A 14,779-nucleotide genomic window follows, 5' to 3' on the forward strand; every position below is an offset into this window, starting at 1 on the left:
CCGGATTGTCCCCGCGCGCGCCGTCAGCTTCGGGCACTTCTGGCACTTCGGGCACTTCGGGCGCTTCCGCCGGTCCCGCCGCTTGCGCCGCGTCCGCGCCCTGCGCCATCCTGACGCGCCCTGACGGGCAAGCCGACGCGCTCGCCAGCGCACTCCACGCGCACGGCATCGACACGCTGGCATTCCCGCTGCTTCACATCTCGGCACAGGCCGACGACGGTGCCCTGGCGGCGCTCGACGGCGCGATGGGTCGGCTGTCGTCCTACGCGCTGGCGGTGTTCGTGTCGCCCAATGCCGTCGCACATGCGCTCGCGCGCCTGGCGCACCGCCGGCGCAGGCCCTCCGAACCGGGCGCCGGCCGGGCTGGTGCCGCGCAGGTCGGCGACGTCTGGCCCGAAACGTTACCGGCGGCCGTGGTGGGGCCGGGCAGCGCGCAGGCATTGGCCGAGGCCGGCATTGCCGCTCCCCGCCATCGCGTGATCGTGCCGCCCGGGGGGCCCGCCGCGCGCTTCGATTCGGAGGCGCTGCTCGCGGAGCTGGACCTCGCCGCGCTGGCCGGCCGCCGTGTATTGCTCGTGCGCGGCGATGGCGGCCGGGAGTTGCTTGCCGACACGTTGCGCGCGCATGGCGCGCAGGTCGACATCGTGAGCGCCTATACGCGTCGCGCGCCCGCACCGGACGCCGCCGCGTGGGCCGCGCTCGAAGCCCGGGTGTGCGCGCCGGGGCGTTGCGCGTGGGTGCTCACGAGCTCCGAAGCGGTGCGTCATCTGGCCACGTTGCTCGCCGCGCGCTACGGCGCCCGCAACGGCGTGCAGACGCCCGGAGCCCCGCAAGTGCTGGCCCGGATCCTCGCTGCGCCGTGCTTCACGTCGCACGCGCGCATCGCCGATGCCGCGCGGGCGGCGGGGTTTGATAGGATTACGCAGTGCGCGGCCGGGGACGAGAACCTGCTGGCGGCACTCAAAACATGGGCGGATCCCATTCAAGTCAAGCATGACGACAGATAATCGCGTTCCAGAGTCTTCCCAGAACCCGTCGGCGCCAGCCGGTCCGGCGGCGTCGAATTCACCCGCCGCGTCGAGTTCGTCGACGGCCTACGGCAACCCGGGGGTGCCGCCGGCCTGGCAGCCGCCCGAGCCGCCGCAGAAGCGGCGCGGCTCGGGCGCCGCCCTGCCGTGGCTGCTCTTCGTACTCGTGGCCGCGGGGGCGGGTATCGGCGGCTGGTCGCTCAATCAGAAGCTCGATCGCGTGCAGCAGGAGATGGCTCGCCGTCAGCAGGCCGGCGACACGCAGCTCATGCAGGCACAGGTGCGCACGGCGCAGGCGCTCGACAATCAGCGCGATCTGCAGAATCGCCTCACGGCGCTCGAAGGCCGGGTGGCCGATTCGCGCAGCCAGCAGGCCGCGCTCGAACAGCTCTATCAGGAGCTCGCCCATAACCGCGACGAGTGGGTGCTCGCGGAAACCGAACAGATCGTCACGAGCGCGAACCAGCAGTTGCAGCTCACCGGCAACGTGCGCGGCGCGCTCATCGCCCTGGAGGGGGCCGACGCGCGTCTGGCCCGCACCGGGGCACCGCAACTGGCGGGTGTGCGCGACGCGCTGAAAAAGGACATCGACCGCCTCAAGGCCGTACCGGCTGCGGACTTGCCGCAACTGACCGGCAAGCTCGACCAGGCCATCGCCATGATCGATACGCTGCCGTTGCAGGCGGAAGAGCAGCGCGCCGCGCCCAGGTCGGACGCAAGCGGCCCGAGCGGCGCCGGCGAGACGGGCTGGGCGGCCGCGTGGCATCGCCTGTCCTCAGAGATGCTCGGCAGCCTGAAGCAGCTGGTGCAGGTGCGCCGTCTCGACGATCCGGACGTGATGCTCGTCGCGCCCGAACAAGGCGCGTTCCTGCGCGCGAACCTCAAGCTGCGTCTGCTCAACGCGCGCCTGGCCCTGCTTGCCCGCAACGCGCCGGCCGTGCACAGCGACGTGCTCGTGGCCCAGGCGGCGCTCGACAAGTATTTCGACGGCAAGTCGCGACGCATCGCCGCCGTGAAGACCTTGCTCGACCAGGTCGATGCCGGCTCGCGCACCATCGAGCTGCCGACACTTGACGCCAGCCTGACCGCTATCGGTCAGGTCAAGGACGTCAAGGACAAGCCGTAAGGAGCCGCGCATGCGAGGACTGATCTGGTTGACGCTCCTGTTCGCGGTGGCGGCCGGTTTCGCGGTGCTGGCCACGTTCAATCACGGCCAGGTGGTGATGCTGGTGCCGCCCTACCGGGTGGACGTGTCGCTGAACCTGTTCGTGCTGGCGCTGCTGGCGTTGTTCGTTGCGCTGTACGTGATCATTCGCATTCTGCGCAACATCTACAAGATGCCGGAGCGCGTGGCGGCGTATCGCAATCGCCAGCGCAGCCGTCGCGCGAACATCGCGCTGCGCGACGCCGTGGCCAACCTCTTCGCCGGCCGCTACACGCGCGCGGAGAAGGCCGCGCGCGAAGCCGCCGAGCAGGACGACAATCGTGGCGTGGCCGCGATCATCGGGGCGCGCGCGGCACATCGCATGCGCGAGTTTGCGCGGCGCGACACCTGGCTTGCCGAGGCGCAGGGCGCGAACCTCGAAGAGGCGCGCCTGCTGCAGACGGCCGAGCTGCGCGTCGACGCGCGGGATGCGCAAGGCGCGCTCGACGCGCTGACCGAAATGCGAGCGCAGGGCGCACGTCGCATGCAGGCGCAGCTCGTGGCCCTGCGCGCGCACCAGCACCTCAAGCACTGGCCCGAAGTGCTGAACCTGCTCAAGATGCTCGAGAAGCGCGAGGCGCTGCATCCGGCGCTTGCCGCCAAGCTCAAGCAGACGGCGAGCGAGGGCATCCTGCGCGACCATCGCCACGATGCCGACGCATTGCTCAAGTGCTGGCAGGAGTTGCCGGCCGACGCCCGCACGTCCTCGCGCATCGCGGACGTGGCTGCCGAGTTGCTGATCGGCCTCGACCGCCCGCGCGAGGCGCGCGACATCGTCGAGGCGGCGCTCGCCGAACATTGGGATGCGCGGCTGCTGCGCCGCTATGCCGAATGCGCGGGCGGCGACGCGCTGCCGCTCATCCAGAAGGCCGAAGCGTGGCAACAACGCCACCCCGACGATCCGGACCTGCTGTATGCCCTGGGCAAGCTGTGCCAGCACCAGCGGCTGTGGGGCAAGGCGCAGACGTTCCTCGAAGGCGCGTTGCGCCATAGCGACGATCGCCACTTGCAGCAGCGCGTGCATTTGTCGCTTGCGCAACTGTTCGAGGGGTTGGGGCAGATGGAGCAGGCGAACCGGCATTACCGGGCCAGCGCGTTGGCCTGAACGACGCAGGGCAAACAGAGACGGGGGCGCAAGCCCCCGTTTTCATTGGCGGGCCGGCAAGATCAGTCCGCGATGGCGTCGGCGTACACGAAGGCCCGGTGGCGCACGAGAGCCCTCAGTTCGGGCCGCGCGTAGCCGCGTTTGTCGCAGTCGCTGATGTGGCGCAGCATGGACAGCAACTCGATGGACTGCGCGTCGTCGAACAGCAGCGTCTCATACTCGCCTTCCATGGCCGCCAGTCGCGTCAGGTGATGGAGCAGCTCGGCCGCGTCGCGCTCGGGCAGACGGTGCAGTTCCTGCGCGAGCGCCTCGACCGTCTCGCGCAGATCGTCGACCGCCCCCGGCACTGCCGCCTGGAGCAGCCGCTGAATCACGCCCAGGCGCACCTCGCTGTCGAGCGTATCGCACAACTGCCCCACGAGCGCCGCACGGCCGCCGGGCTCACGAAGCCGCGCGCTCGCGTCGGCCACGTCGAGCGCGGCCTGCGGCCGGTGCGCCTCGGGCAGCAGCACGATGAACTTCGCGAGCGTGGCAAGACGCTCGGCATTGAAGAGCGTCGTGCAGCGCGGCAGCGTACCGAGCAGGTCCCGCCAAGCGCTTTCCCTCGCTTGATCGGGGAACGACGCCGCGGCATTCAGACGATGCGACATCAGGCGATCGAACCGGGCGCGCGTGACCCTGGCCGCGAGCGCGCTCACGGCCTCGTCGCATGTGCAGTCGGGCAGCATCAACGTTTGCCCGATCGCGCGCGACATGCGCGACTCGAAGCGATGGCTGAGCGCCAGCAATTGCTCGAACGCCGTGCCCCAGTGTTCCAGCGTATGGTCCGCTTCCAGCCGCCGGGCGAGCGCTTCGAGCAACTGCCTGGCTTCGGCGAAGCTGCCCTCGGCGAGCGTGGTGTCGAACGCCTGCCACTCCAGCGTGTTTGCCGCGGCGGCGATGGCCTGCGGGCCGCCCGAGAGCATGACCAGCACTTTGTGCAGAACGGCGTGGGGTGGGTGGGCGAGCAGGCCGTCGGCGCTTGCGACGAAGCGCGAATCGCGCGGTTGCGCGGCAAGCTCGGCCATCGTTCGCCGGCGCTTCCATTCGCCCGCCATGGCTTCGGCCTCGGGGCCGAACGCGGTGAAGGCGTCGCGCGACGACGGGTGCGAGCACGCGAGCAAGCTCGTGGCTATCGCGCCGTCGCCGGGCAACGCCACGAAAACCTGTTCGCGCCCGCTCGCCGCAGCGCCGGAAGGTGTTTCGCGCGCGCTGACGATCGGCGCGCGCAACGTACAGGGCGAGGTGGCGGGGTGTCGCGTCATCGCGCACGAGGCGGGATGCCCGGTGTGGACGGGGCTTGCGATCTGCGCGAGGCGCTCGAAGTCCACGGCGAACGGGTCGTTCGCGAACGACGGTCGCGCACTCGGAGACGGCGGGGTGGTCGTGGCGACGGAGGCCGGTTCCGTCGCGGCGGGCAGGGTCGGGGAGGGAAACAAGGTAGGCGCCTCGCGTTGGTGAGGGGTAAAGGGACCGGATGGGGTCGGACGGGAACCGACGGGAACGGACAGGGCAAAGGAGCCGTCCGCCGGAGCCCGCACTTTGGCACGACGTCGCCCGGCGCCTTTTGCATTGCGCCGCCGCGCTTCGCAGATCGCGCCGCCCCACCGTCTGATGGCTTGATCGCCCTATTTGCCTATTTGCCTATTTGCCGTGTGGCCGTGTTGGCGTCCCGCCACGTCCGGGGGCCCGGCGAGCCATCGCCAGCACGGTTTCATGGCGTGCGTGGCGGCATTGTGGATGTGTTCGTGCGGACGCTGCCTGAGCGGCGTTGCCGCCAGTTCGCGAACGTCGCCGACCTACTCGATGGCGGTCGCCTCGTTGCCCGAACTCTGGCGCAGCGGAATTTCCTGCAGGCGGCCGAGGGCCAGCATGGCGAGGGCTGCGATGAGCGCACTGCCGCCGAAGAATGCGCCGAACGCCAGGCGCAGATGCGACGCCATGCCGGCCGGCGCCCCCCCGGGGCGCAGGAAGTCGGTGAGCTCGCGCGGGGCGGCGCCGTCTTCGCCCATGACGAGCAGGCCCACGATGAGCGCGCCGAACACCGCCACGCCGATCATGCCGCCGAGCGCGCGGAAGAAGGCGTGCGCGGCCGTGGCGATGCCGATGTCGCGCGGCGCGACAGCGTTCTGCGTGGCCACCGTCATGACCGGCATTGCCGAGCCGAAGCCCACGCCGATGAGACCGAGGCACGCGCCGATCGCCACGAGCGGCAGCGATTGCACGCCCAGCGCGATCACCGTCAGCCCCACGAAGGCCACGGGCAGGCCGATTTGCGGCGGGCGCTTGTAGTGGCCCGTCTTGCGCATGTACGAGCCGGAGCTCAGGGCGCCGGCGACGATGCCGAGCAACGGCAGGATGAGCATCAGGCCCGAGCTGCTCGCCGACTGGCCGCGCTGCAGTTGCAAATACAGCGGCACGTAGATCCCGATGCTGATGTTGACCATCATCACGAGCACGGCCATCGTCGAGGTCATGCGAAACACCGGATTGCCCAGCAGCGAGAGCGGCAGCAGCGGCTCGCGCGCCACGCGCTGATGGCGCAGGAACACGGCGCCGACGATGACCGTCGCGGCCAGCAGGCCGAGGATTTCGGGCGAGCGCCACGCATAGCGGTGCCCGCCCCACGTGAGCGCGAGCAGCAGACAGACCGTGGCCGCGATCAGCAGCAGCGAGCCGACGTAGTCGATGTTCGGCTTGCCCGTGCGGCGAGGCAGACGGCGCAGTGCACGGTCGCTCAGATAGATCGCGAGCACGCCGAGCGGCAGGTTGATCCAGAAGATGAGCGTCCAGCTCAGGTACTGCGCGAAGACGCCCCCGGTGACGGGGCCGGCCACGCCCGAGACCGCGAACATGCCGGAGATGTAGCCCTGGTAACGACCGCGCTCGCGCGGCGACACGATGTCGGCGATCACCGTGTTCGACAGCGCGATGAGGCCGCCCCCGCCCAGACCTTGCACGCCGCGCGCGAGAATCAGCGCGAGCATCGTCGGTGCGAGCGCGCACAGCACGGAGCCGACGAGAAAGACCGTCACGCTCACGGCAATGACCACCCGGCGCCCGAGCAGATCGGAGAGCTTGCCGACGATCGGCGTGATCGCCGTGGACGACAGCAGGTACGCGGTGACGACCCACGACACCGCGTCGAAGCTGCCCAGATCGCGGGCAATGGTCGGCAGGGCGGGGGCGACGATGGTTTGATCCAGCGAGCCGAGAAACATGATCAGCAGCAGACCGGTGAGGATCGACTTGATCTCGGCGGGCGTGAGCGAGACGCCTGCAGGCGTCTTCTGTGAGTCGGTGGCAGGCATGTGGGTCGGGAGCGTCATCGGTTCGTGGCGAAACCGATCATTGGCGGCATATCGCGCAGCATGTTCAGGCAAAACACTAGGGGGCAAAAAAACGGACCGCCCGGCGAGGACGGCCCGATGCATGTTACTCCCTGGATGCGGCACAGGCCAGCGGCCCCGTGGCGTCTCGGTCTTGGCCGCCGAGACGCCGTTTCGTCAGGCGATCTGCCGTGCGCTCACTTGTCGACGAGCCGTGCCGGCACGGCCAGCGTGAGCAGTCCCCCGAGGACCATGAAGACCGTGAGCAGGAACATGCCGCTGTTCGTGCTCTGCGTGGCGTCCTTCAGAAAGCCGATCAGATACGGCCCGACGAACCCCGCCAGGTTGCCCAGCGAATTGATCATCGCGATGCCGGCCGCGGCGGCGGTGCCGCCGAGAAAGGCCGTCGGCAGACTCCAGAACAGCGGCAGCACGATCATGATGCCCATCGTCGCGAGCGTGAGCGCGAACATGGCGAGCGGCGTGTTATGGCTCCACGTGGTGGACAGGAACAGGCCGAGCGCGCCGATGAACGCCGGAATCGCGATGTGCCAGCGGCGCTCGCCGCGCAGGTCCGAGCGGCGTCCGACGGCGACCATCGCGATCACCGCGAAGAAGTACGGAATCGCGGTGAGCAGGCCGATCTGCAGCGGATCGGTCACGCCCGTGCCCTTGATGATCGTCGGCAGCCAGAAGCCCACGCCATACAGTCCGATCACGAACGAGAAGTAGATGAGGCTCATCGTCCACACGCGCGGGCTGGCGAAGACTCTCGCGAGCGGCAGGTCTTCCTTGGTGAGCACGTCGCTGGCGATATTGCGCTCGAGCAGCGCCTTCTCGTCGTCGTTGAGCCACTTCGCATCGCGAATGCGGTCGTCGAGCACGAACAGCACGGCAATGCCGATGAGCACGGACGGAATCGCCTCGAGCAGGAACATCCATTGCCAGCCGGCCAGGCCGCTCACGCCGCTCATGTCCTTGAGAATCCAGCCGGAGATCGGCCCGCCGATGAGCCCCGAGAGGGCCACGGCCGTCATGAACCACGCCGTCATGCGCCCGCGCCGAGAAGCCGGATACCAGTAGGTGATGTACAGGATGATGCCGGGGAAGAATCCCGCCTCGGCCACCCCGAGCAGGAAGCGCATCACGTAGAACATCGACGGCGTGGTGACGAACATCGTCGCGCCGGAGATGATGCCCCACGAGATCATGATGCGCGCGATCCACACGCGGGCGCCCACGCGGTGGAGGATCACGTTGCTGGGCACCTCGAAGATGAAGTAGCCAATGAAGAAGATGCCGGCGCCAAGGCCGAACACCGTTTCGGAGAACTTCAGGTCGCCGACCATCTGCAGCTTGGCGAAGCCCACGTTGACGCGGTCGAGATACGCGACCACATAGCAAAGCAGCAGGAACGGAATCAGCCGCCAGCCGACCTTGCGGTAGGTGGATGCCTCGAAGTCGGCCGGGGCCGCGCCGGGCATGGACGAGGGGGGCGTCGGAACGCTGTTCATACGGATCTCCTCCGGAATGACGTGTTGTGTTGTCTTTCGTTATGGTGGGGTACGACAACTACGGGGACGACTGTCTCAGATGCAGCGCCCGCCATCGACTTCCAGGCAGACGCCAGTGATGAAGGCGGCCTCGTCGCTTGCGAGATAAAGGCACGCGTTGGCGATGTCCTGCGGTGTGGAAAAGCGCCCGAGCGGAATGCCCGCGAGGAACTTGGCACGGTTCTCCGGCGTGTTGGGCACGCCCATGAATTCGGCCGTGAGGCCCGTGTCGCCAATGACCGGATTCACGCAGTTCACGCGAATGTTGTGCGGCCCGAACTCCGCGGCCATGGCCTTGCTGGCGGTGATCACCGCGCCCTTGCTGCCGTTGTACCAGACGAGACCCGGGCGCGGGCGCACGCCGGCCGTCGAGGCGATGTTGATCATCACGCCGGCGCCGCGCTGCACAAAGTACGGCATGACGGTGCGTGCGCTCCAGAAGATGCCCTTCACGTTGACCGCGTAGACGCGATCGAACTCGGCCTCGGTCACTTCGAGCAGCGGCTTGTTGCGGTGAGTGGTGCCGGCGTTGTTCACCACGATGTCGAGATGGCCGAAGCGGCTGACGGCTTCGTCGAGCAGCGTGACGTGATCTTCCTCGCGCGACACGTCGCCGTAGACGAACGCGGCGCGCCCTCCGGTTTCGGCGATCTGTGCCGCCACGCGTTCGCCGGCGGCCCGGTTCAGATCGTTCACGATGACGGCCGCGCCCTCGCGCGCGAACGTCCTGGCAATACCTTCGCCGAAGCCCGAGCCGGCGCCCGTGACGATGGCGACTTTCCCTTGCAAACGCATGCCTTGTCTCCTGTGTCGTTATTCCTGCTTCCCGACGCCTGCTCTTTCGCTCATTCGCTCATTCGCTCTTTCGCTCTTTCGCCTCTACTGCGCTACCTCGTCAACCGCCTCTACCTCGTCATCTACCGCTCTGCCGGCTCACGCTCAGCCATGCCGGATCGCCACCGTCTTGAGCGTAGTGAACCCGTACAGGGCTTCGAAGCCCTTCTCGCGTCCGTGGCCGGAATGCTTCATGCCACCGAAAGGAAGCTCCACGCCGCCGCCGGCGCCATAGTTGTTGATGAACACCTGACCGGCGCGAATCGAACGGGCCAGGCGCATCTGGCGCGCGCCGTCGCACGTCCAGACCCCGGCCGCCAGCCCGTAGGGCGTGCCGTTCGCGAGCCGCACGGCGTGCGCCTCGTCGGTGAACGGCATGGCGGCGAGCACCGGCCCGAAGACTTCCTCGCGCGCGAGGCGGTGCGATTCGGGCACGTCGCGCAGCAGGGTGGGCGCCTGATAAAAACCCGACTCCGGGGCGCTACCGACGACTTCGCCCTGCGACATCACGGCGACGCCGTCGTGCTGCGCTTCCGAGAGGAAATCCCATACGCGCTGCTGCTGACGTGCGCTGATGAGCGGCCCGAGGTCGAGATCGTCCTGCGACGGTCCCACGCGCAGCGCCGCGAACGCCTCGGCCAGATGCGCGAGCACCGATTCGTAGGCATCGCGCTGCACGAGCAGGCGGCTGCCAGCCGAGCATGTCTGCCCGGCGTTCTGCACGATGGCGTTCACGACCACGGGCAGCACGGCCTGCATGTCGGCGTCGGCGAAGATGATCTGCGGCGACTTGCCGCCGAGCTCCAGCGTGACCGGCGTGTGGTTTTCGGCGGCCATCTGCGAGATGAGCGTGCCGGTCGCGGGCGAGCCGGTAAACGAAATGTGATCGATGCCCGGATGGCGGGCGAGCGCCGCGCCGGCTTCCGCGCCATAACCGGTCACGATGTTGAGCGCGCCGGGCGGCAAGCCGGCCTCGAGCGACAGCTCGGCCACGCGCAGCAGCGACAGGCACGCGTCTTCGGCCGGCTTGACGACGCAGGCGTTGCCGGTCGCGAGCGCCGCGGCCACGCTGCGGCCGAAGATCTGCAGCGGGTAGTTCCACGGAATGATGTGGCCGGTCACACCGTGCGGCTCGCGCACCGTGAAGACCGTGAAGCCTTGCTGATAGGGAATCGTCTCGCCGTGCAGCTTGTCGGCCGCCCCGGCGTAGAACTCGAAGTAGCGCACGATCGCGGCCGCATCGGCGCGCGCCTGCTTGAGCGGCTTGCCGGTGTCGCGCGCTTCGATCTGCGCCAGTTCCTCATGATGCCTGGCCAGCGTGTTGGCGAGCGCATAGAGCAGGCGGCCGCGCTCGGCGGCGGCCAGGCGCCCCCAGTCGCCTTCGAAGGCCGCGCGTGCGGCCTTCACGGCACGGTCGATGTCTTCGGCGTCGCCGCGAGCGATGCGGCTGAACGGCTGTCCGTCGGAAGGGTCGAGAACGGCGATGGGGGAGATGGCTGGGCTTTTCGCGGGCGCGACCCATTGATTGCCGATGAAGTGTGTTGCTTCGGGCATGTCGACTGCACCTCGTGTCGGGTTGGACTCGGGTTGAGCGATGAGGAACGCCGCTGGCGTGGTCACCGTGGCGTCGCCGCCCATTATCACTTAACTCGCGAGCGCGTTGACCGTCCGATGAGGCACATCCGCATAAACACCTAAAACGATCGCATTGCAATTAAAGATATTTTATTGCAATTTTTTCTCGCCTATCCTTGATCACATTGAATCGCCAGATGGACGTCTGGCAGGCACCGTTGCCTGCGCATCTCCATGGCGAAGTCGCGCGGCGTGATGGTCCGAACGCGCATTGAGGCCATACGGGCCAGGCTATCGAGGAGCAGGCAGGCAATGAACGATGCAGTGACGCGCGAGACGCTGATGGCGCGCTTGCAGGACGCGCTCGGCGCGGCGGCCGTGTTGAGCGGCGAGTCCGACACCGCCGGGTACACGCAGGACTGGCGCGGCCGCTATCGTGGCGACGCGCTGTGCGTCGTGCTGCCGTCCACTACCGAGCAGGTCAGCACGGTGGTGAAGCTGTGCGCGGCCGCTGGCGTGCCGATCCTGCCGCAAGGCGGCAACACGAGCCTGTGCGGCGGCGCGGTGCCGCCCTCGGGCGGCCCGACACCCGTGCTTCTCAACCTCGCGCGCATGCGCCGCATTCGCCAGGTGGACGCGGCCAACGGGTCGATGATCGTCGAGGCCGGCTGCATTCTGAAGACCGTGCAGGAGACGGCGGCCGGGGTCGGCCGCCTGTATCCGGTCAGTCTCGGCGCGGAAGGTTCGTGCCAGATCGGCGGCACGCTCTCGACGAATGCCGGCGGCACGAGCGTGCTGCGTTATGGCAACACGCGCGAGAACGTGCTCGGCCTCGAGGTCGTGCTGGCCGACGGCACCGTGTGGGACGGCCTTCGCGCGCTGCGCAAGGACAACACCGGCATCGATCTGAAGCACCTGTTCATCGGCGCCGAAGGCACGCTGGGCGTCATCACGGCGGCGGCACTCAAGCTCCATGCGCTGCCCACGCACCATGCGCTTGCGTGGTTCGCGCCGCGCGACCCGGCCGCCGCGCTGCGGATCCTCGGCATGTTCCAGCGGGCGTGCGCCTCGCGCCTGTCGGCGTTCGAGATCATGAACCGTCACCAGCTCGAACTGGTGCTCGCGCACGTGCCGAACCGCCGCAACCCGCTGGGCGGCACGCATGCCTGGCACGTGCTCGTCGAGCTGGGCGACACGCGCGACGCGCACGCGCTCGAGGCCGTACTCACCGAAACACTGGGCGAAGCGGTCGAGCAGGGTCTCGTCGACGACGCCGTCATCGCCGCGAACGAGACGCAGCGCGCGGACCTCTGGGAAGTGCGTCACAGCGTGAGCGAGGCCAACAAGAAGGCGGCCGTCGGCCTGACGACGGACTGTGCCGTGCCGGTCTCGAGCGTGCCCGAATTCATCGAAGCCGCTACGCGCGCGGTCCACGCCATCGTGCCCGGGCTCGACATCGCGATTGTCGGCCACATGGGCGACGGCAACGTCCATTTCATTCCGATGTTCTCGTTCGAGGCCTGGGCGGCGCTTGCCGACAGCGCCGCGACGGGCGACGCCATGCGCGCCTGCGTGAACGACGTGGCGGCGCGCCTGGCCGGCACGTTCAGCGCCGAGCATGGCGTCGGGCAGACGGGTCTGCCCCTCATGCAACGCTACAAATCGACGGCCGAGCTCGCGCTCATGCGCACGCTCAAAGCCGCGTTGGATCCCAACCAGTTGTTCAACCCGGGGCGCCTCGTTCCCTGACCGGAGACCATGATGAAACGCAAGACCTCCGCAAGCCCGCTCGACATCATCGACAACACCGCGGCGTCGCCCGCGCAACCGGGCCGCCGCACGGCCATGAAGACGGCGCTTGCCGGCGCTGCTGCCGTGGCGTTCCCGTTCGTGTGGACCCCCTCGCGCGCGGCCGGCAAGCGCATCGTCGTGCGCGACGACGGCGGCATCTACACCAAGGCATACGACGCGGTGTACTACAAGCCGTTCGCCAAGGCGACCGGCATCGAAGTCGTGGGCGTGCAGGCCAACGCGGAGCCGACCGCGCAGATCAAGAGCATGGTCGAGGCGGGCAGCTACACGTGGGACATGGCCAAGATCAGCCAGCCCGCGATCTTGCTGCTCACCTCCGGCGGCAAGGAGTATCTGGAGCGCCACGGTCTGGAGTCCGATCCGGTCGTCTCGAAGATTCCGCAGCAATACATGTCGCCGTTCGGCGTGGGCACCAACGTCTACTCGACCGTGCTCGCGTATCGCACCGACGCGTTCAAGGGCCGCAAGGCGCCCGCTTCGTGGGCCGATCTGTGGAACGTGAAGGACTTCCCGGGCCGCCGCTCGATCCGCAAGTATCCGTTCGACACCATCGAGGAAGCGCTGCTCGCCGACGGCGTTGCCGCCGGTTCGGTCTATCCGTGCGACTTCGATCGCGCGTTCAGGAGCCTGGACAAGGTCGCCAGGCACGTCGACGTGTGGTGGACCACCGGCGCGCAGGTCGAACAGATGCTCGGTTCGGGCGAAGTCGACATGGTCGCCACCTGGGCCTCGCGCGCGCAATCGGCGCAGGCGAATGGCGTGCCCGTGCAGATCGTGTGGCATCAGAACATCTGGGGCTGCGACAACTGGTCGATTCTCAAGGGCACGCCGAACGCCGCGGCCTGCCGCGAGTTCATCAAGTTCGCGAGCGATCCGAAGCGCCAGGCCGAACTGGTCAAGTACTTCCCGGCCGGCATGACGCAGCCCGAAGCGTTCAACTACGTGAAGCCGGAGGTGGCCAGGAACTGCCCGACGTTCCCCGAGAACATCAAGAGCGGCGTGCAGATCAACGCGAAGTTCTGGCAACAGAACCAGAGCGTGGCGCTCGAGCGCTTCAACCGCTGGATCCTGACCTGATCCTCACCTGCCGTCTCGTTTCATGCTTTATGGGGTGCTGATCTCATGACCGTTGCCAATCTTCAAGTCTCGGGCCTGTCCAAGCGCTACGGCGATTTCGTCGCGCTGGCGCCGACCGACCTCGATGTCGCTCAGGGCGAATTCCTGACCCTGCTCGGGCCCAGCGGCTCGGGCAAGACCACGTTGCTCTCGCTCATCGCCGGTCTGGCGCAGCCCGATGCGGGCGCGATCCGTATCAATGGGACCGATGTCACCTACGGGGCGCCCTACGAGCGCGACATCGGCATGGTGTTCCAGAACTACGCGCTGTTCCCGCACATGACCGTCGCGCAGAACATCGCGTTCCCGTTGCAGATGCGCCGCACGGACGCGGCCACGGCTCGCAAGCTGGTCATGAACGCGCTTGAAATGGTGCATCTGCCGCACGTGGCGGAGCGCTTTCCGCGCGAGCTCTCGGGCGGCCAGCAGCAACGCATCGCGCTCGCGCGCTGCATGGTCTACCGGCCGTCGATCATTCTGATGGACGAGCCGCTGGGCGCGCTCGACAAGAAGCTGCGCGATCACATGCAGCTCGAGATCAAGCGCATTCACCGCGAGCTGGGCACCACCATCGTGTACGTGACGCACGATCAGGAAGAGGCGATGACGATGTCCGATCGCATCTGCCTGATGAATGCCGGCGAGATCGCCCAGCTCGGTACGCCGGACGACCTGTACTTCCGGCCAAAGAGCGTTTTCGTCGCGGACTTTCTCGGCGAGTCGAACCTGCTCGACGCGACCGTGCTCGAGCGCGCCGGCGATCAGGTGCGCGTGGCAATGCCCGGAGTGGAAGGCGCCGCCGCGATGGTCTACGACCCGCAGGTCGAGCGCGGCCGGCCGGTCAAGCTCATGCTGCGTCCGCAGAACCTGCACGTGCGCGATGTCGCCGGCGCGGCGCCGGCCGCCCACGCCGACGGCGTGGCCACCATCTCGGCAAGGCTCACCGACATCATGGTCACGGGCGGCATGACGAAGCTGTATCTGCAGTCGCAGGCGACGGGCGCCGATGCGGACAAGCCGCTCGTGGCGGCGTTCCCGACGCATCGCCAGGGCAACCGCTTCGAGATCGGGCAGACGCTCGGCCTTGCGTGGCGCGCCGACGACGCCGTGGCGATCGCGGGGTAAGCGATGAGTGCATCCGCCGTGGTTCGTCCCTCGTCCTCTTCCTCGCATCCGGCGCAGCC

At 68.1% G+C, this 14,779-nt stretch carries 11 protein-coding genes; 6 read left to right on the forward strand and 5 right to left on the reverse strand.

What is annotated here, in order from left to right; translation table 11 throughout:
* Nucleotides 1–5: 5 nt before the first annotated feature.
* Genes CDN36_RS17440 through CDN36_RS17450 form a run of 3 tightly spaced genes read left to right on the forward strand, consistent with a single transcriptional unit; the run spans nt 6 to nt 3,337 of the window.
* The gene (locus tag CDN36_RS17440; RefSeq protein WP_287497424.1) at nt 6–1,007 is read left to right on the forward strand and encodes a uroporphyrinogen-III synthase; all 1,002 of its coding nucleotides are present in this window, start codon (nt 6–8) and stop codon (nt 1,005–1,007) included.
* On the forward strand, nt 994–2,154 hold the full coding sequence (locus tag CDN36_RS17445; RefSeq protein ID WP_241014157.1) for a uroporphyrinogen-III C-methyltransferase: 1,161 nt from the start codon (nt 994–996) through the stop codon (nt 2,152–2,154). Before CDN36_RS17440 ends, CDN36_RS17445 begins: the two co-directional genes overlap by 14 nt.
* A gap of 10 nt (nt 2,155–2,164) precedes the next feature.
* A complete protein-coding gene (locus tag CDN36_RS17450; RefSeq protein ID WP_150556298.1) occupies nt 2,165–3,337 on the forward strand; it encodes a heme biosynthesis HemY N-terminal domain-containing protein in 1,173 nt (390 codons plus the stop codon).
* Between the two features lie 62 nt (nt 3,338–3,399).
* Here the strand turns inward: CDN36_RS17450 and CDN36_RS17455 are convergent, their stop codons facing one another.
* From CDN36_RS17455 to CDN36_RS17475, 5 genes are all read right to left on the reverse strand, one after another.
* Nucleotides 3,400–4,815, reverse strand: coding sequence for a hypothetical protein (locus tag CDN36_RS17455; RefSeq protein WP_287497425.1), 1,416 nt, complete (start codon nt 4,813–4,815; stop codon nt 3,400–3,402).
* A 360-nt stretch (nt 4,816–5,175) separates the two neighbouring features.
* Nucleotides 5,176–6,705 (reverse strand): MDR family MFS transporter, encoded by a 1,530-nt coding sequence (locus tag CDN36_RS17460; protein WP_287497426.1) that lies wholly within the window; start codon nt 6,703–6,705, stop codon nt 5,176–5,178.
* Nucleotides 6,706–6,902: 197 nt separating this feature from the next.
* On the reverse strand, nt 6,903–8,219 hold the full coding sequence (locus tag CDN36_RS17465) for an MFS transporter (protein ID WP_287497427.1): 1,317 nt from the start codon (nt 8,217–8,219) through the stop codon (nt 6,903–6,905).
* Between the two features lie 75 nt (nt 8,220–8,294).
* Complete coding sequence (locus CDN36_RS17470) at nt 8,295–9,053, reverse strand: SDR family oxidoreductase (RefSeq protein WP_150556294.1); 759 nt, start codon at nt 9,051–9,053, stop codon at nt 8,295–8,297.
* 144 nt (nt 9,054–9,197) lie between these two features.
* Nucleotides 9,198–10,646 carry an aldehyde dehydrogenase family protein gene (locus CDN36_RS17475; protein WP_150556293.1) on the reverse strand — a complete coding sequence of 483 codons (1,449 nt, stop codon included), beginning with the start codon at nt 10,644–10,646 and terminating at the stop codon, nt 9,198–9,200.
* Between the two features lie 333 nt (nt 10,647–10,979).
* On the opposite strand from CDN36_RS17475, the gene CDN36_RS17480 reads away from it, so the two are divergent.
* The 3 genes from CDN36_RS17480 (at nt 10,980) to CDN36_RS17490 (ending at nt 14,720) form a co-directional block, all read left to right on the forward strand.
* A complete protein-coding gene (locus CDN36_RS17480) occupies nt 10,980–12,416 on the forward strand; it encodes an FAD-binding oxidoreductase (protein ID WP_150556292.1) in 1,437 nt (478 codons plus the stop codon).
* Between the two features lie 96 nt (nt 12,417–12,512).
* The gene (locus CDN36_RS17485) at nt 12,513–13,556 is read left to right on the forward strand and encodes an ABC transporter substrate-binding protein (RefSeq protein ID WP_287497443.1); all 1,044 of its coding nucleotides are present in this window, start codon (nt 12,513–12,515) and stop codon (nt 13,554–13,556) included.
* Between the two features lie 45 nt (nt 13,557–13,601).
* Nucleotides 13,602–14,720 (forward strand): ABC transporter ATP-binding protein, encoded by a 1,119-nt coding sequence (locus tag CDN36_RS17490; protein ID WP_287497428.1) that lies wholly within the window; start codon nt 13,602–13,604, stop codon nt 14,718–14,720.
* Nucleotides 14,721–14,779: the final 59 nt, after the last annotated feature.

The organism is Pandoraea sp. CB10b_02 (genome assembly GCF_002216225.1).
Classification (GTDB): Bacteria; Pseudomonadota; Gammaproteobacteria; order Burkholderiales; family Burkholderiaceae; genus Pandoraea; species Pandoraea nosoerga.